15 protein-coding genes and 1 pseudogene are annotated in these 16,135 nt (G+C 58.0%); 11 read left to right on the forward strand and 5 right to left on the reverse strand.

What is annotated here, in order from left to right; genetic code table 11:
- Nucleotides 1-11: 11 nt before the first annotated feature.
- Nucleotides 12-200, forward strand: a pseudogene (locus HED65_RS07330) (cupin domain-containing protein); the annotation flags it as partial.
- An 82-nt stretch (nucleotides 201-282) separates the two neighbouring features.
- Here the strand turns inward: HED65_RS07330 and HED65_RS07335 are convergent.
- Nucleotides 283-1,164: a LysR substrate-binding domain-containing protein gene (locus HED65_RS07335; RefSeq protein ID WP_114978036.1), complete on the reverse strand. Its 882-nt coding sequence runs from the start codon at nucleotides 1,162-1,164 to the stop codon at nucleotides 283-285.
- Nucleotides 1,165-1,269: 105 nt separating this feature from the next.
- On the opposite strand from HED65_RS07335, the gene budA reads away from it, so the two are divergent.
- The 5 genes from budA (at nucleotide 1,270) to HED65_RS07360 (ending at nucleotide 5,944) form a co-directional block, all read left to right on the forward strand.
- Nucleotides 1,270-2,049: an acetolactate decarboxylase gene (gene budA, locus HED65_RS07340; RefSeq protein WP_028019534.1), complete on the forward strand. Its 780-nt coding sequence runs from the start codon at nucleotides 1,270-1,272 to the stop codon at nucleotides 2,047-2,049.
- The gene (gene alsS / locus HED65_RS07345) at nucleotides 2,021-3,742 is read left to right on the forward strand and encodes an acetolactate synthase AlsS (RefSeq protein WP_209313334.1); all 1,722 of its coding nucleotides are present in this window, start codon (nucleotides 2,021-2,023) and stop codon (nucleotides 3,740-3,742) included. Before budA ends, alsS begins: the two co-directional genes overlap by 29 nt.
- Before the next feature lie 20 nt (nucleotides 3,743-3,762).
- A complete protein-coding gene (locus tag HED65_RS07350) occupies nucleotides 3,763-4,533 on the forward strand; it encodes a (S)-acetoin forming diacetyl reductase (protein WP_114978038.1) in 771 nt (256 codons plus the stop codon).
- Between the two features lie 131 nt (nucleotides 4,534-4,664).
- Nucleotides 4,665-5,138 carry a cold-shock protein gene (locus HED65_RS07355; protein ID WP_028019531.1) on the forward strand — a complete coding sequence of 158 codons (474 nt, stop codon included), beginning with the start codon at nucleotides 4,665-4,667 and terminating at the stop codon, nucleotides 5,136-5,138.
- 107 nt (nucleotides 5,139-5,245) lie between these two features.
- Nucleotides 5,246-5,944, forward strand: a complete 699-nt coding sequence (locus tag HED65_RS07360) for a GNAT family N-acetyltransferase (protein WP_114978039.1) — start codon at nucleotides 5,246-5,248, stop codon at nucleotides 5,942-5,944.
- 47 nt (nucleotides 5,945-5,991) lie between these two features.
- Here HED65_RS07360 and betA read toward each other — a convergent pair whose 3' ends face one another.
- The 3 genes from betA to betI are packed head-to-tail and all read right to left on the reverse strand — an operon-like array spanning nucleotide 5,992 to nucleotide 9,743.
- The gene (gene betA / locus HED65_RS07365; RefSeq protein WP_114978040.1) at nucleotides 5,992-7,656 is read right to left on the reverse strand and encodes a choline dehydrogenase; all 1,665 of its coding nucleotides are present in this window, start codon (nucleotides 7,654-7,656) and stop codon (nucleotides 5,992-5,994) included.
- 13 nt (nucleotides 7,657-7,669) lie between these two features.
- Nucleotides 7,670-9,142: a betaine-aldehyde dehydrogenase gene (betB, locus tag HED65_RS07370; RefSeq protein WP_114978041.1), complete on the reverse strand. Its 1,473-nt coding sequence runs from the start codon at nucleotides 9,140-9,142 to the stop codon at nucleotides 7,670-7,672.
- A gap of 13 nt (nucleotides 9,143-9,155) precedes the next feature.
- The gene (gene betI, locus HED65_RS07375) at nucleotides 9,156-9,743 is read right to left on the reverse strand and encodes a transcriptional regulator BetI (protein ID WP_114978042.1); all 588 of its coding nucleotides are present in this window, start codon (nucleotides 9,741-9,743) and stop codon (nucleotides 9,156-9,158) included.
- A gap of 128 nt (nucleotides 9,744-9,871) precedes the next feature.
- On the opposite strand from betI, the gene betT reads away from it, so the two are divergent.
- The 5 genes from betT to HED65_RS07400 all read left to right on the forward strand — a co-directional run bounded on the left by betT (nucleotide 9,872) and on the right by HED65_RS07400 (nucleotide 15,467).
- Nucleotides 9,872-11,905, forward strand: coding sequence for a choline BCCT transporter BetT (gene betT, locus HED65_RS07380; RefSeq protein WP_114978043.1), 2,034 nt, complete (start codon nucleotides 9,872-9,874; stop codon nucleotides 11,903-11,905).
- 151 nt (nucleotides 11,906-12,056) lie between these two features.
- A complete protein-coding gene (locus HED65_RS07385; protein ID WP_114978044.1) occupies nucleotides 12,057-12,968 on the forward strand; it encodes a metal ABC transporter substrate-binding protein in 912 nt (303 codons plus the stop codon).
- A 2-nt stretch (nucleotides 12,969-12,970) separates the two neighbouring features.
- Nucleotides 12,971-13,777: an iron/manganese ABC transporter ATP-binding protein SitB gene (gene sitB / locus HED65_RS07390; RefSeq protein WP_114978045.1), complete on the forward strand. Its 807-nt coding sequence runs from the start codon at nucleotides 12,971-12,973 to the stop codon at nucleotides 13,775-13,777.
- On the forward strand, nucleotides 13,774-14,631 hold the full coding sequence (gene sitC / locus HED65_RS07395; protein WP_114978046.1) for an iron/manganese ABC transporter permease subunit SitC: 858 nt from the start codon (nucleotides 13,774-13,776) through the stop codon (nucleotides 14,629-14,631). Before sitB ends, sitC begins: the two co-directional genes overlap by 4 nt.
- Nucleotides 14,628-15,467, forward strand: a complete 840-nt coding sequence (locus tag HED65_RS07400) for a metal ABC transporter permease (RefSeq protein WP_114978047.1) — start codon at nucleotides 14,628-14,630, stop codon at nucleotides 15,465-15,467. Before sitC ends, HED65_RS07400 begins: the two co-directional genes overlap by 4 nt.
- Here the strand turns inward: HED65_RS07400 and entD are convergent.
- On the reverse strand, nucleotides 15,421-16,095 hold the full coding sequence (gene entD / locus HED65_RS07405; protein WP_114978048.1) for an enterobactin synthase subunit EntD: 675 nt from the start codon (nucleotides 16,093-16,095) through the stop codon (nucleotides 15,421-15,423). The two genes, HED65_RS07400 and entD, sit on opposite strands and share 47 nt — an antisense overlap.
- Nucleotides 16,096-16,135: the final 40 nt, after the last annotated feature.

The following is a 16,135-nucleotide window of genomic DNA, read 5'->3' on the forward strand; positions in this document are numbered from 1 at the left end:
GTCTTGCCGCGTTGCGTATCGATTTTCGTGACGGACATGTGCTCGTCAATTCGGGGGAAATGTACGTAGTGCCAAAAGGTGTTGAGCACAAAACCTCCGCTGAGAAGACCGTAAAAGTGATGATGATAGAACCTTGCGGGGTCTTGAATACCGGGCATGAAGGCGGGGAGCGCACCGCAGAGAACGATGTCTGGATTTGACGCCTGTGGCTATGTTGCCGGGTAGCGGCTACGCCTTACCCGGCCAACAAAAGCCACCAACCAAACCCACCGGGCTCGGCCGCTACCCCTCACTCATCATCGCCAGAAACCGCTTCACCGTCCGCGAGCGTTCAAAACGCCGCCAGCAGAGTGCGATATCGGTGTAAAGCGCCGGTGAGCTCAGTGCGTGGTAGGTAACATTCGGCGGAGAAATGGCTGCCATGGATTTCGGTACCAGCGCGAAGCCGCCGCCGGCGGAAACCATGCTCAGAGATGACGAAAGCTGTGATGACTGCAGCGCGTGCTGCACGTCGATCCCTGCTCGTTCGCAGCAGCCGTAAACCCGGTCGTACAGTCCCGGCGCGACCTCCTGTGGGAACAGCACCACCGGCGTATCCCGGAGCTGATCCAGCGCCAGATCGCCGCACGCCGCCAGCGAATGGTCGCGATGCAGCGCCACCACCATCGGCTCCCGGTCGAGGATTTTTAACTCGAACGCTTTGCTGCTCTCGCACGGCAGACGCACGAAGGCGATATCCAGCTCACCCTCCGCCAGCATTGTCGTCAGCGAAGACATATTGGCTTCCACCTGGTGAACCTGCACCGCCATGTTCTGCACCTGATACTGGCGAATCAGCGCGAAAATTTTGGGATGAAAAGCGTCGGAGCTTGTGATGCCAATCGACAGGTTGCCGTTCAGCCCGCGCGCGATGCCACGGGCTTTCTCCAGCGCGGCGTCGCTCAGCGCCAGGATCTTGCAGGCATCCTCATAGAACGCTTCTCCCGCCTCGGTCAGCTCTACGCCCCGTGTCAGGCGTCTGAACAGCGGCGTGCCTACTTCCTCTTCGAGCCGTTTGATCTGCTGACTCAGAGGAGGCTGAGAAATACCCAGCGCTTTGGCTGCTTTGGTGAAGTGTCGCTCGCGAGCAACCGCGACGAAATACCGCAGATAACGAAGTTCCATATCTAAAACGTCTCAAACCAGCATGGATTCTATATTGGAACTCTCTGCTGAATCGGGTCAACATTTATTTAACCTTTCTAAATAAAGTTGAAGAGGACGAGCATGATGATGCATTCATCTGCCTGCGACTGTGAGGCCAGTTTGTGCGAGACCCTGCGAGGGTTCTCCGCTCAACATCCTGACAGTGTGATCTATCAGACATCGCTAATGAGCGCCCTGCTAAGCGGCGTGTACGAGGGGAACACCACCATCGCCGATCTGCTGGCACACGGTGATTTTGGTCTGGGCACTTTCAACGAGCTGGATGGCGAAATGATTGCCTTCAGTAGCCAGGTGTACCAGCTGCGCGCCGACGGCAGCGCCCGCGCCGCGAAGCCAGAGCAGAAAACGCCGTTTGCGGTAATGACCTGGTTCCAGCCGCAGTATCGTAAAACCTTTGATGGGCCGGTCAGTCGCCAACAGATCCATGATGTGATCGACCAGCAGATCCCCTCCGATAACCTGTTCTGCGCGCTGCGTATCGACGGCAACTTCCGCCATGCCCATACCCGCACGGTACCACGTCAGAAGCCGCCGTACCGGGCGATGACCGACGTGCTGGACGACCAGCCAGTGTTCCGCTTCAACCAGCGGAAAGGTGTACTGGTCGGGTTCCGCACGCCACAGCATATGCAGGGTATTAACGTGGCGGGCTACCACGAACATTTCATCACCGACGACCGTCAGGGCGGGGGCCATCTGCTCGACTACCAGCTGGAGAGCGGCGTGCTGACCTTCGGTGAAATTCACAAGCTGATGATTGACCTGCCTGCCGACAGTGCGTTTTTGCAGGCCAACCTGCACCCCAGCGATCTTGATGCAGCGATCCGTTCCGTCGAAAACTAACAGGAGAACTACCGTGAACAGTGAGAAACAGTCACGTCAGTGGGCGCATGGCGCCGATATGGTTGTCGGCCAGTTGGAAGCGCAGGGCGTGAAGCAAGTGTTCGGTATTCCGGGGGCGAAAATCGACAAAGTCTTTGATTCCCTGCTGGACTCCTCCATTGAGATCATTCCCGTGCGCCACGAAGCGAATGCGGCGTTTATGGCGGCGGCGGTAGGGCGTCTGACCGGTAAAGCCGGGGTAGCGCTGGTCACTTCCGGTCCGGGTTGTTCCAACCTGATCACCGGCATTGCCACCGCCAACAGCGAAGGCGACCCGGTGGTGGCGCTGGGCGGGGCGGTCAAGCGGGCGGATAAAGCCAAACTGGTGCACCAGAGCATGGACACGGTCGCCATGTTCAGCCCTGTCACTAAATACGCGGTGGAAGTCAGCTCTCCGGATGCGATTGCCGAAGTGGTATCGAATGCATTCCGTGCCGCCGAGCACGGCAGACCGGGGGGCGCGTTCGTCAGCCTGCCACAGGATATTGTCGACCAACCCGCGACAGGCGCGATTTTGCCTGCCAGTGGCGCGGCACGAATGGGCCCGGCACCGGAGTCATCGGTTAACGACGTGGCAAAGCTAATTGAAAAAGCCAAAAACCCGGTCATCCTGCTGGGCCTGATGGCCAGCCAGCCCGCTAACAGTGACGCACTGCGTAAGCTGCTGGAGAAAAGCCGCATTCCGGTCACCAGCACCTATCAGGCTGCCGGGGCGGTGAACCAGGAGCACTTCACCCGCTTTGCCGGACGCGTCGGTCTGTTCAATAACCAGGCGGGTGACAGGCTGCTCCATCTGGCGGATCTGATTATCTGCATCGGCTACAGCCCGGTGGAGTACGAGCCGTCTATGTGGAACAGCGGCGACGCCACGCTGGTGCACATTGATGTGCTGCCTGCCTATGAAGAACGTAACTATGTGCCGGATCTGGAGCTGGTGGGGGACATCGCCGAAACGCTGAACCTGCTCGCTAACCGCATCGATCATAAGCTGGAGCTGAGCCAGCGGGCGTCAGAGATTCTGGTCGATCGCCAGCATCAGCGCGATCTGCTCGATCGTCGTGGCGCATCGCTTAACCAGTTTGCCCTGCACCCGCTGCGCATTGTGCGTGCCATGCAGGACATCGTAAACAACGACGTCACGCTCACCGTGGATATGGGGAGCTTCCACATCTGGATCGCCCGTTATCTCTACAGTTTCCGGGCACGTCAGGTGATGATTTCCAACGGTCAGCAGACCATGGGCGTCGCGCTGCCTTGGGCCATTGGCGCATGGCTGGTGAACCCGGGGCGCAAGGTGGTTTCGGTCTCCGGTGACGGCGGTTTCCTGCAGTCGAGCATGGAACTGGAAACCGCTGTACGTCTTAACGCCAACGTGCTGCACATCATCTGGGTGGATAACGGCTACAACATGGTCGCCATTCAGGAAGAGAAAAAATATCAGCGTCTTTCCGGCGTGGAGTTTGGCCCGGTCGATTTCAAAGTGTATGCCGATGCCTTTGGTGCGAAAGGTTTTGCCGTGGAGAGCGCCGATGCGCTTGAACCGACGCTGCGTGCAGCAATGGATGTCGATGGCCCGGCCGTGGTGGCCATTCCCGTCGACTATAGCGATAACCCGCTGCTGATGGGCCAGCTCCATCTCAGCCAGATTTTGTGACTCAATATAAGGACAGAGAAATGCAAAAAGTTGCTCTCGTAACAGGCTCAGGCCAGGGGATTGGTAAAGCGATTGCGCTGCGCCTGGTAAAAGATGGCTTCGCCGTCGCCATTGCAGATTACAACGAGGAAACGGCGAAAGCGGTCGCCGATGAAATTACTCGTAACGGCGGTCGTGCTGTCGCCGTGAAGGTGGATGTTTCGAACCGCGATCAGGTATTTGCAGCGGTGGAGAAAGCGCGTACCGCACTGGGCGGTTTCAATGTGATTGTGAATAACGCTGGGATCGCGCCTTCCACGCCAATCGAGTCGATTACACCGGAGATTGTCGACAAGGTTTACAACATTAATGTGAAAGGGGTGATTTGGGGCATCCAGGCTGCGATCGATGCTTTCCGTAAAGAGGGGCACGGCGGCAAGATCATCAACGCCTGTTCCCAGGCGGGCCACACCGGCAACCCGGAACTGGCGGTGTACAGTTCCAGCAAGTTCGCGGTACGCGGCTTAACCCAGACGGCCGCACGGGATCTCGCGCCGCTGGGGATCACCGTTAATGCCTATTGCCCGGGGATCGTTAAAACGCCGATGTGGGCGGAGATTGACCGTCAGGTGTCCGAGGCGGCGGGTAAACCGCTCGGCTTCGGGACTGAAACCTTTGCCAAACGCATTACGCTTGGCCGTTTGTCTGAACCAGAAGATGTCGCCGCCTGTGTTTCATACCTCGCCGGGCCAGATTCTGACTATATGACCGGCCAGTCGCTCTTAATTGATGGTGGGATGGTGTTTAACTAAATTCTAATAAGCTCTGACATGAGTTTTCCCCTGCACCTGTGCAGGGGCTTTTTTTTGTCTCCTCAGCCATTGTGCATTACACTGCGCGCTGCAAAACTTTAGTCATTACGATCTGACAGGCGGTAACAGCGATGAACGGTACAATCACAACGTGGTTTAAAGATAAAGGCTTTGGATTTATCAAAGATGAAAACGGCGACAACCGCTATTTTCATGTGATTAAGGTCGCGAACCCTGATCTGATTAAGAAAGATGCGGCGGTGACCTTCGAGCCAACCACCAACAACAAAGGCCTTTCCGCCTATGCGGTGAAGGTGATCCCGGAAAGTAAACACCTCTATATTGCCGGCGAGCGCGTGAAGCTCACCTCGATCAAATCCTTCGTGGTGTTTAACGAAGAAGAGCCGGTTGATACTAAAATCGACAAAGAGAACGCGGTGTTGTCGGTGGGGCTGCTGATGAACAGCATTAAGCCGAAGTCCGAGAAAAAACCGGGCGAAATGCGCACAGTGAAGAAGCTGGCGATCACCACTTTCCAGAACACGACGCTGATCTTCACCGAAGATGAGATCGACATCGACGCTACGGTTAAGCTGCTGAAGTAATTTTGTGCCGGGTGGCGGTTCCGCTCTACCCGGCCTGCTAATCCTCTCTTTTCGCCTGCTTTTTAACCTGCTATAACGAACTCCTTACCTTTCAGGGAGTCACCGTCGTGCCCGAAATCAATCAACATGGTCAAACCGTTAACGATATCGTTCCTGGCTGGGCAGGCGCGCGGGCCTTAACCCGCACACCGCTGTTTGGCCAGTATTGCCGTCTTGAGCCGCTGGATGTCGATCGCCATGCAGCCGATCTCTATGACGCCTACGCGCTGGGAGATGACAGCGACTGGACATGGCTTGCCAGCACGCAGCCTGAAAGCGTGGAAGCCACCGCACACTGGGTGCTGGGAAAGGTGCAGGATGACGAGCTGGTGCCGTTTTCCGTCATTGATTTACGCACTGAACGTGCGGTGGGGCTGGTGAGCTATATGGCTAACGAGCGGCTGCTGGGGTCGGTCGAAATCGGTCACGTGACCTGGTCGCGCAAAATGAAAGGCTCCCGCATCGGTACTGAAGCGGTGTGGCTGCTGCTGAAAAATGCGTTTGAACACGGCTACCGGCGGCTGGAGTGGAAGTGCGATTCGATGAACGTTGCCTCACGCAGGGCGGCGGAGCGGCTGGGGTTTGTCTGGGAAGGACGCCTGCGCCAGAAGCTGGTGCGCAAAGGGCGCAACCGCGACAGCGATATGCTTTCTATTATTGACGGCGAATGGCCGCAGAGAGACGCCGAACTGCGCGCCTGGCTGGCGGCGGAGAATTTTGACGGGGAAGGGCGGCAGATTAAGCGGCTTGAGGCGTTTCGGAAGTAATTTTCCCTCTCCCGTATGGGAGAGGGGTAGGGTGAGGGGAAATATTCTCAGCGGCGAACCGGCGCCCCATTCGCCACATAATACGCCGCCGTGCTTTTCGCCAGCGGCTCGCGTCCGCGAATGGCATCGGCCATCTTCTCACCGATCATAATGGTCGTGGCGTTCAGGTTGCCGGTGATGATCTGCGGCATGATAGACGCATCCACCACGCGTAACCCTTCCAGCCCGTGAACCCGGCCTTCGCCGTCGACCACCGCCATCTCGTCATAGCCCATCTTGCAGGTGCCGCACGGGTGGAAGGCGGTTTCGGCGTGGTTGCGCACGAACTCATCCAGTTGCTCGTCGGTCTGGCATTCGATACCCGGGCTGATTTCGCGCCCACGGTATTTGTCCAGTGCAGGCTGGTGCATGATCTCGCGGGTGATGCGGATCGCGTCGCGGAACTCCTGCCAGTCCTGTTCGTGGGACATATAGTTGAACAGGATTGCCGGATGCTGATGCGGATCGCGCGATTTGATGCGCACGTGCCCACGACTCGGTGAGCGCATGGAGCCCACGTGGCACTGGAAACCGTGCTCCTTTACCGCGTTGGAGCCATTGTAGTTAATCGCGACCGGCAGGAAGTGGTACTGAATGTTCGGCCATTCGAACTCTTCGCGGCTGCGAATAAACCCGCCTGCTTCAAAGTGGTTGCTCGCGCCCACGCCGGTGCCGTTAAACAGCCACTCGGCGCCAATCTTTGGCTGGTTCCACCACTGCAGGGCAGGGTAGAGGGAAACGGGTTCTTTGCATTCATATTGCAGGTACATTTCCAGGTGATCCTGCAGGTTTTCGCCCACGCCGGGTAAATCATGCACCAGCGGGATATCGAACTGTTTCAGCAGCTCGGCGTTGCCCACGCCGGAACGTTGCAAGATTTGCGGAGAAGCAATTGCCCCGGCGCACAGCAGCACTTCTTTTTTCGCCGTCGCTTTGGACGGGATGGTGCTTTCGCCCTCCAGCCATTCGACACCCACCGCGCGCTTGCCCTCAAAGAGGATGTGATCGGTCATGGCGTGGGTGCGGATTGTCAGGTTTGGACGCTGCTTCGCCTGGTCCAGATAGCCGCGCGCGGTGCTGGCGCGTCGGCCCTGCGGCGTCACCGTGCGGTCCATCGGGCCGAAGCCTTCCTGCTGATAGCCGTTGAGATCGTCGGTGCGCGGATAGCCCGCCTGTACGCCGGCTTCCACCATCGCCTCAAACAGCGGGTTCACGCCCGGTTTCGAGGTGGTGACGCTCACCGGACCGTCACCGCCGTGGTAGTCGTTCGGACCGACGTCGCGCGTCTCAGCCTTGCGGTAGTAGGGCAGGCAGTTGAGATAGCTCCAGTGTTCCAGACCCGGCTCTCTGGCCCAGTGGTCCAGATCCATCGCGTTGCCACGGATGTAGCACATGCCGTTGATCAGCGACGAGCCGCCCAGCCCTTTGCCGCGTCCACACTCCATACGGCGGTTATTCATGTACGGCTCTGGCTCGGTTTCATACGCCCAGTTGTAGTGCTTGCCCTGTAGCGGAAACGCCAGCGCGGCGGGCATCTGGGTGCGAAAATCAAAGCGGTAATCCGGCCCGCCCGCTTCAAGCAGCAGCACAGTGGTGTTGGGATCTTCGGTCAGTCGTGTTGCCAGGACGTTGCCGGCAGAGCCGGCACCAATAATGATGTAATCAAATTGCAAATAAACCTCCCGGTTAAAATATGGACTGGAATTTACCCATCTCAACCTGGATGGACTTCACCTGGGTGTAGCTCTGCAGCGTCATCACGCCGTTCTCACGGCCAATACCGGAGTGTTTGTAGCCGCCGACCGGCATCTCTGCAGCGGATTCACCCCAGGTGTTGATCCAGCAGATGCCCGCTTCGAGCTGATGAATGGCGCCGTGCGCGCGGTTCAGGTCGGCAGTGACAATGCCCGCCGCCAGACCGTAGTCGGTGTCGTTGGCGCGGCGGATCGCTTCTTCTTCACTTTCATAGGTGAGGATGGACATCACCGGGCCGAAGATCTCTTCGCGCACGATGGTCATCTCGTCGGTGCAGTCGGTAAACACGGTCGGGGCAACCCACGCGCCGTTATCGAAGGCTTCACCCTTCAGCACATCACCGCCACACAGCACGCATGCACCTTCTTCTTTGCCTTTGGCGATGTAGCGCAGCACGCTGTCGCGGTGCGGGAAGCTGACCATCGGGCCAAAGTTGGTGCGTTCATCGAACAGGTCGCCCGCGCGGATGCGGCCCACACGCTCAACGATTTTCTGCTCAAACGCGGTTTTAAACTTCGCAGGCACAAACACGCGGGTACCGTTGGTACACACCTGGCCGGAACTGAAGAAGTTAGCCATCATGGCGATGTCTGCCGCGAGATCGAGATCCGCGTCGTCGAAAATAATCAGCGGTGATTTACCACCCAACTCCATCGTCACCTCTTTCAGGGACGAGGCCGCCGAGTTCGCCATCACCTTTTTGCCGCTGGCGACGCCACCGGTAAAGGAGACTTTAGCGATATCCGGATGTTCGGTCAGGAACTGGCCGGTCTCTGCACCCACGCCCGGCAGGACGTTAAACACGCCGTCCGGCAGGCCCGCTTCGGTGTAAATTTCGGCAAGCTTGAGCGCGGTAAGCGGGGTCACTTCGCTCGGTTTGAAGATCATCGCGTTACCTGCCGCCAGTGCCGGAGCAGATTTCCACAGGGCGATCTGGATCGGGTAGTTCCACGCGCCGATGCCCGCCACCACGCCCAGCGGTTCGCGACGGGTGTAGACGAACGAAGTGTCGCGCAGGGGGATCTGGCTGCCTTCCAGTGCCGGGATCAGCCCAGCGTAGTACTCCAGCACGTCCGCGCCGGTGACGATATCGACGGTTGAGGTTTCGGAATACGCTTTACCGGTGTCGAGTGTTTCCAGCTTCGCCAGTTCGTCATTACGTTCGCGGAGGATGTCGACAGCACGACGTAGAATGCGCGAGCGCGCCATCGCGGTCATCGCCGCCCAGATTTTTTGCCCGCGTTTTGCGCTTTCCACGGCGCGGTCGACATCTTCACGCCCGGCCGCCTGAACGCTTGCCAGGACTTCACCGTTGGCCGGGTTGATGGTCTCGAAGGTGCGACCGCTGGTGGCGGATGTATAACCACCATTGATATAAAGCTGCTGTTCTGCCATTCGGGACATAAATTCTCCTCGGTTATTCGGTCGGTAAATGCTGGCTGATAAAGTGGCTGGTGAGCGATTGCGCCAGGGCCTTATCCAGTGGTTTGCCACTCAGCGCGGCGCGCAGCCATAGCCCGTCGATCAGCGCCGCCAGCCCGTAGCCCGCCTCCTGGGCCTGCTCGCGCGGCAGCTCACGGCGGAACTCGTACACCAGGTTTGAGAGCAGACGGCGGCTACTCACCTGCTGCAGGCGATAGAGCATCGGCTGATGCATGCTGCTCGCCCAGAAGGCCAGCCAGGCCTTCATTGCTGCGCCGCTGGTCTGGGTTTCATCAAAGTTGCCGCCGACAATGGCCTGCAATCGCTGCTCCGCGCTGGCGTCCGGCAGGGCGTGCAGACGACTCAATACCGCGTCGCGAAGCTGGCCGGTGATGTCGCGCATGGTCGCTTCCAGCAGACCATTTTTATCTTTGAAATAGTGACTGATGATCCCCGTGGATACGCCCGCCCGACGGGCGATCTGCGCGATGGTTGCATCGTGCATTCCCACTTCATTTATTGCTTCCAGCGTGGCGTCAATCAGTTGCCTGCGCCGGATCGGCTGCATCCCCACTTTGGGCATTTTTGCCACTCCATTCATCAGCATTGGTTATACATTAAAGCGGTTTTTGATTGGACGTTCAATATAAAATGTGTCTTAATTGTTGCGGATTTGGATTTTAATAGTTACAAAAACAGTGAGGATACTGGATGACAGACCTTTCACAAGACAGAGAAAAAGACAAAATCAACCCGGTCGTTTTTTATACTTCCGCCGGGCTGATTTTGTTGTTTTCCCTGATGACGATCTTCTTTAGCGGTTTTTCTGCCGAGTGGATTGGGCGCACCCTTAACTGGGTGTCGAAGACCTTCGGCTGGTACTACTTACTGGCGGCGACGCTCTATATTGTCTTTGTCGTCTGCATTGCCTGCTCGCGCTTCGGTTCGGTGAAGCTTGGGCCAGAGCAGTCAAAGCCCGAGTTCAGCCTGCTGAGCTGGGCCGCGATGCTGTTTGCCGCAGGCATTGGCATCGACCTGATGTTCTTCTCCGTGGCGGAACCGGTCACGCAATATATGCAGCCGCCGGAAGGGGCAGGGCAGACGATGGAGGCCGCGCGTCAGGCGATGGTCTGGACGCTGTTCCACTACGGCTTAACCGGCTGGTCGATGTATGCCCTGATGGGGATGGCGCTCGGATACTTTAGCTATCGTTATAATTTACCCCTCACCATCCGCTCTGCGCTGTACCCAATTTTCGGGAAAAAGATAAACGGGCCGATTGGTCACACCGTGGATATCGCGGCGGTGATTGGCACCATCTTTGGTATCGCGACGACGCTCGGGATCGGTGTCGTGCAACTCAACTACGGCCTGAGCGTGCTGTTTGATATTCCGGATTCGATGGCAGCCAAGGCGGCGTTGATTGCGCTGTCGGTGATTATCGCCACCATTTCGGTGACGTCGGGCGTAGATAAAGGCATTCGCGTGTTGTCTGAACTGAACGTCGCGCTGGCGCTTGGCCTAATTCTGTTCGTGCTGTTTATGGGGGATACGTCGTTCCTGCTCAATGCGTTAGTGCTTAACGTCGGCGACTACGTGAACCGTTTTATGGGGATGACCCTGAACAGTTTCGCCTTTGATCGCCCGGTAGAGTGGATGAACAACTGGACGCTGTTCTTCTGGGCGTGGTGGGTGGCGTGGTCGCCGTTTGTCGGCCTGTTTCTGGCGCGTATTTCGCGTGGCCGCACCATCCGCCAGTTTGTGATGGGCACGCTGATTATCCCGTTCACCTTTACGCTGCTGTGGTTGTCGATTTTCGGCAACAGTGCGCTGCACGAGATCATCCACGGCAATGCAACTTTTGCACAGGAAGCAATGGCGCACCCGGAACGCGGCTTCTATAGCCTGCTGGCGCAATACCCGGCGTTTACCTTTAGTGCCTCCGTGGCGACCATTACCGGCTTGCTGTTCTACGTCACCTCGGCGGATTCCGGCGCGCTGGTGCTGGGCAACTTCACCTCGAAGCTGAAAGACATCAACAGCGATGCACCAAACTGGCTGCGCATCTTCTGGTCGGTCGCCATTGGTTTGCTGACACTGGGCATGCTGATGACCAACGGGATTTCCGCTCTGCAGAACACTACGGTGATCATGGGCCTGCCGTTCAGCTTCGTGATCTTCTTTGTGATGGCCGGGTTGTATAAATCGCTCAAAGTGGAAGATTACCGCCGCGAAAGTGCCAGCCGCGACACTGCACCGCGCCCGATGGGCGCACAGGACAGACTGAGCTGGAAGAAACGCCTGTCGCGGCTGATGAACTACCCGGGCACGCGCTACACCAAACATATGATGGAGACGGTCTGCTTCCCGGCAATGGAAGAGGTGGCCCAGGAGCTGAAGCTGCGTGGTGCCTACGTGGAGCTGAGAAACCTACCACCGGAAGAGGGCGAGACGCTGGGGCATCTGAATTTGCTGGTGCATATGGGCGACGAGCAGAACTTTGTCTATCAGATCTGGCCGCAGCAGTACTCGGTGCCCGGGTTTACCTACCGGGCGCGCAGCGGGAAATCGACCTACTACCGGCTGGAAACTTTCCTGCTGGAAGGCAGCCAGGGGAATGATTTGATGGATTACAGCAAGGAGCAGGTGATTACGGACATTCTGGATCAGTATGAACGGCACCTGAACTTTATCCATCTGCACAGGGAAGCGCCGGGGAATAGCGTGATGTTCCCGGATGTTTAATTGATGGCAAACCCCTGTCGTTAGCCATCAGGCACTCCCTTCATCGATACAACTTTAATGATAATCGTTTTCATTTAAAAATAGCCTGTGCTATATCTTATAGCACGGGCTAATTTTGTTTTGAATTTAATCACCTCAGGAGACTTCTGCGATGCACCCATGGCAAGGATTAAAGCGTTTGTTGCTTGGCGCGCTGCTGATGACCGCGGCCACTACCGGCGCGCTGGCGGCTGAAAAGTTCCAGGTCATTACTACCTTTACCGTTATTGCTGATATGGCGAAAAACGTGGCGGGAGACGTCGCAGAAGTGACATCGATTACCAAACCGGGCGCTGAAATCCATGAGTATCAGCCCACCCCGGGTGATATCAAGCGCGCGCAGAAGGCGCAGCTGATTCTGGCGAACGGCATGAATCTGGAACTCTGGTTTCAGCGCTTTTATCAGCACCTGAACGGTGTGCCGGAAGTGATTGTCACCAAAGGCATTACGCCGATGGGGATCGGCGAAGGGCCGTATAACGGCAAGCCCAACCCGCACGCGTGGATGTCGCCGGACAACGCGCTGATTTACGTCGATAACATCCGCGACGCGCTGGTGAAGTACGACCCGGCGAATGCGCAGACCTACCAGCGCAACGCCGAAGCTTACAAGCAGAAGATCACCGCTACCCTCGAACCGTTGCGTAAGCAGGTTGCGGAGATCCCGCAAGAGAAGCGCTGGATGGTGACCAGCGAAGGGGCCTTCTCCTATCTGGCACGGGATCTGGGTATGAAGGAGCTTTACCTGTGGCCGATCAACGCTGATCAACAGGGTACGCCGCAGCAGGTACGCAAGGTTATCGATCTGGTGAAAAAGCATCACATTCCGGCGGTGTTTAGCGAAAGCACAGTCTCCGATAAGCCCGCGCGTCAGGTGGCGCGGGAAACCGACACCCACTACGGCGGCGTGCTGTACGTTGACTCCCTGAGCGCGGAAAACGGCCCGGTGCCTACTTATATTGATTTGCTGAACGTCACGACCCACACGCTGGTGCAGGGCATCCGTGACGGCATGAAGGAGTAACCATGCACGAGGGGATTGTTGTCTCAGATGTGACCGTGACCTACCGCAACGGCCACACGGCGCTGCGCGACGCGTCGTTCAGCGTGCCGGGCGGATCGATTGCCGCCCTGGTTGGCGTGAACGGTTCCGGCAAGTCCACGCTGTTTAAGGCGGTGATGGGCTTTGTGCGGGCGGCGAGCGGCACTATTACTATTCTGGGGCTGCCGCCTCACCGGGCGCTGCGTCAGAACCTGGTCGCCTACGTACCGCAGTCGGAAGAGGTTGACTGGTCATTTCCGGTGCTGGTTGAAGACGTGGTGATGATGGGCCGCTACGGGCATATGGGGTTTCTGCGTCGACCCAAAGCGCGCGATCGGCAGATCGTGACCGATGCGCTGAAGCGCGTGGATATGCTTGAGCTGCGCCATCGACAGATTGGCGAGCTCTCTGGTGGTCAAAAGAAACGCGTGTTTCTGGCGCGGGCGATTGCGCAGCAGGGCGAGGTGATCCTGCTCGATGAGCCGTTTACCGGTGTGGACGTCAAAACCGAAGCCAGAATCATCAGCCTGCTACGTGAGTTGCGCGACGAAGGCAAAACGATGCTGGTGTCGACCCATAACCTGGGATCGGTCACGGAGTTTTGTGATTATACGGTGATGGTGAAAGGTACCGTGCTGGCGAGCGGCCCGACGGAAACCACCTTTACTGCCGAGAACCTTGAGCGTGCCTTCAGCGGCGTGCTGCGTCACGTGGTGCTCAGCGGCACGGAAGAGCGCATTATTACCGATGACGAGCGGCCCTTCGTCACGCACCGCCAGGAGGCAAAATGAACGCGCTTTTCGAACCCTTCGGCTATGAGTACATGCTCAACGCGATGTGGGTCTCGGCGATGGTGGGTGGGCTGTGCGCGTTTCTCTCCTGCTATCTGATGCTCAAAGGCTGGTCGCTGATCGGCGATGCGCTGTCGCACTCCATCGTGCCTGGCGTGGCGGGGGCGTATATGCTCGGGCTGCCGTTCTCGCTGGGGGCGTTCCTGTCGGGAGGGTTGGCGGCGGGCAGCATGCTGTTTCTCAACCAGCGTAGCCGCCTGAAAGAGGACGCCATCATCGGGCTGATCTTCTCCTCCTTTTTCGGGCTTGGGCTATTTATGGTCTCGCTCAACCCGACCTCGGTGAATATTCAAACCATCGTGCTCGGCAATATTCTGGCTATCGCCCCGGAGGATATCGTCCAGCTGGCGATTATTGGCGTAGTGTCGATGATTATCCTGCTGTTCAAATGGAAAGATCTGATGGTGACCTTTTTTGATGAGAACCACGCCCGTGCCATCGGTCTGCGCCCTGAACGTCTGAAAATCCTCTTCTTCACCCTGCTGGCGGTCTCCACCGTGGCGGCTCTGCAAACCGTTGGCGCGTTTCTGGTGATCTGTCTGGTGGTTACGCCCGGCGCGACCGCGTGGCTGCTGACCGACCGCTTTCCGCGCCTGCTGATGATTGCGGTCGCCATTGGCAGCATCACCAGCTTCCTTGGCGCATGGGCCAGCTATTACCTGGACGGTGCGACCGGCGGCATTATCGTGGTCGCCCAGACGCTGCTGTTCCTGCTGGCGTTCGTCTTTGCGCCGAAGCACGGGCTGCTCGCCAACCGCCGTCGCGCGCGTCACGCGCAGGAGGCACACCCATGATGGTACTGCTCCTCGAACCGTTCCAGTTTGCGTTTATGAATAATGCACTGTTGATTTCACTTCTGGTGGCTGTGCCCTGCGCACTGCTGTCAGTTTTTCTGGTGCTGAAAGGCTGGGCACTGATGGGCGACGCCATGAGCCACGCGGTGTTTCCCGGCGTCGTGCTGGCATGGATGATGGGTCTGCCGCTGGCGCTGGGCGCGTTCGTTGCCGGGCTGTTCTGCGCGGTCGCCACCGGATACCTGAAGGACAACAGCCGCATCAAGCAGGATACGGTTATGGGGATCGTCTTTTCCGGCATGTTCGGCGCCGGATTGATCCTCTATATCGCCGTCAAACCCGAGGTGCATCTCGACCACATTCTGTTCGGCGATATGCTGGGCATCAACAACATGGATATCCTGCAAAGCGGTATCGTTGCCGGGGTGATTGCACTGGTGATTGGCCTGAAGTGGCGCGACTTTTTGCTGTACTGCTTTGATTATCAGCAAGCGCAGGCGAGCGGTCTGCGCACCCGCTGGCTGCACTACGGGTTATTGTGCATGGTCTCGCTGACCATCGTGGCGACGCTGAAGGCGGTAGGGATTATTCTGTCGATTTCGCTGCTGATTGCGCCCGGCGCGGTTGCGGTACTGATCACCCGGCGCTTCCACATGGCGCTGCTGGTGGCGGTCGCCATTTCAGCACTGGTGTCCGTAAGCGGCATTTATGCGTCGTTTTATCTCGACAGCGCGCCTGCGCCGACCATTGTGGTGCTGTTCGCTGTGGTATTTATCGTGACGTTTGGGGTTACCAGCGTGAAGGCCCGTCGACGGGAGAACGTGACAGCAGGGTGATCACCTGATCACCCTGCCGCTGCCAGTGAAGGATGAAAGCGGTGCCTTCGCCATACCCCGCAATCGGCCGGGTCAGCGCCAGCGTGAGCGTCTTCGCGTCGAGCACCGTTACGCGCGCGCTGTCAAACCCCATATAACTCTGCACCTGCGGGAAGAGAGCTTTGAACAGGCTCTCTTTGGCGCTAAAGGCCAGCGTCAGGGCGAGGGTAAACGGGGATCCCGCACTCAAAAGCACAGGTTCTTCCTGCACATCAATGATGCCGTCTTTAATCTCCCTGGCTTCGTTTTCGGGCAGGATGGTTTCGCAATCAATGCCGATAAGGGCACGTTGTTCGCGTGTGATAACCGCCATCGCTTGCGTGCCGCTGTGGGTGATGCTCCCTGAAACCCCGTCCGGCCAAAGTGGTTCGCCGCTGGGGCCGATGCCGGGAACGATGTTGTCAGGCAAGGCATGCGCGGCGGCGATGCGTCCGGCCAGATGCTCGGCTTTGCGTTTGCGCCCGGCGTTTGAAAGCTCGGCGTGGTGGGGGAGCCAGAGGAGATCGGCGTCGGTGAGGGTGGCTGGGTCGAAGGTGACGTGGTGGACGGTATGGCCAGCGAGAATGAACGTGGTGTGGGTTGCGTGCATGTTTTCCCCTCACCCTGACCCTCTCCCCGTGGGGGAGAGG

The sequence above is a fragment of the Pantoea sp. LS15 genome, assembly GCF_012241585.1.
Taxonomy (GTDB): domain Bacteria; phylum Pseudomonadota; class Gammaproteobacteria; order Enterobacterales; family Enterobacteriaceae; genus Enterobacter.

Excerpts from the sequence above, each read along its gene's own strand:
- HED65_RS07335 (WP_114978036.1), bottom strand. The coding sequence starts at position 1,164 with ATGGAACTTCGTTATCTGCGGTATTTCGTCGCGGTTGCTCGCGAGCGA.
- budA (WP_028019534.1), top strand. The coding sequence starts at position 1,270 with ATGATGCATTCATCTGCCTGCGACTGTGAGGCCAGTTTGTGCGAGACC.
- alsS (WP_209313334.1), top strand. The coding sequence starts at position 2,021 with ATGCAGCGATCCGTTCCGTCGAAAACTAACAGGAGAACTACCGTGAAC.
- HED65_RS07350 (WP_114978038.1), top strand. The coding sequence starts at position 3,763 with ATGCAAAAAGTTGCTCTCGTAACAGGCTCAGGCCAGGGGATTGGTAAA.
- HED65_RS07355 (WP_028019531.1), top strand. The coding sequence starts at position 4,665 with ATGAACGGTACAATCACAACGTGGTTTAAAGATAAAGGCTTTGGATTT.
- betB (WP_114978041.1), bottom strand. The coding sequence starts at position 9,142 with ATGTCCCGAATGGCAGAACAGCAGCTTTATATCAATGGTGGTTATACA.
- betI (WP_114978042.1), bottom strand. The coding sequence starts at position 9,743 with ATGCCCAAAGTGGGGATGCAGCCGATCCGGCGCAGGCAACTGATTGAC.
- betT (WP_114978043.1), top strand. The coding sequence starts at position 9,872 with ATGACAGACCTTTCACAAGACAGAGAAAAAGACAAAATCAACCCGGTC.
- HED65_RS07385 (WP_114978044.1), top strand. The coding sequence starts at position 12,057 with ATGCACCCATGGCAAGGATTAAAGCGTTTGTTGCTTGGCGCGCTGCTG.
- sitB (WP_114978045.1), top strand. The coding sequence starts at position 12,971 with ATGCACGAGGGGATTGTTGTCTCAGATGTGACCGTGACCTACCGCAAC.
- sitC (WP_114978046.1), top strand. The coding sequence starts at position 13,774 with ATGAACGCGCTTTTCGAACCCTTCGGCTATGAGTACATGCTCAACGCG.
- HED65_RS07400 (WP_114978047.1), top strand. The coding sequence starts at position 14,628 with ATGATGGTACTGCTCCTCGAACCGTTCCAGTTTGCGTTTATGAATAAT.
- entD (WP_114978048.1), bottom strand. The coding sequence starts at position 16,095 with ATGCACGCAACCCACACCACGTTCATTCTCGCTGGCCATACCGTCCAC.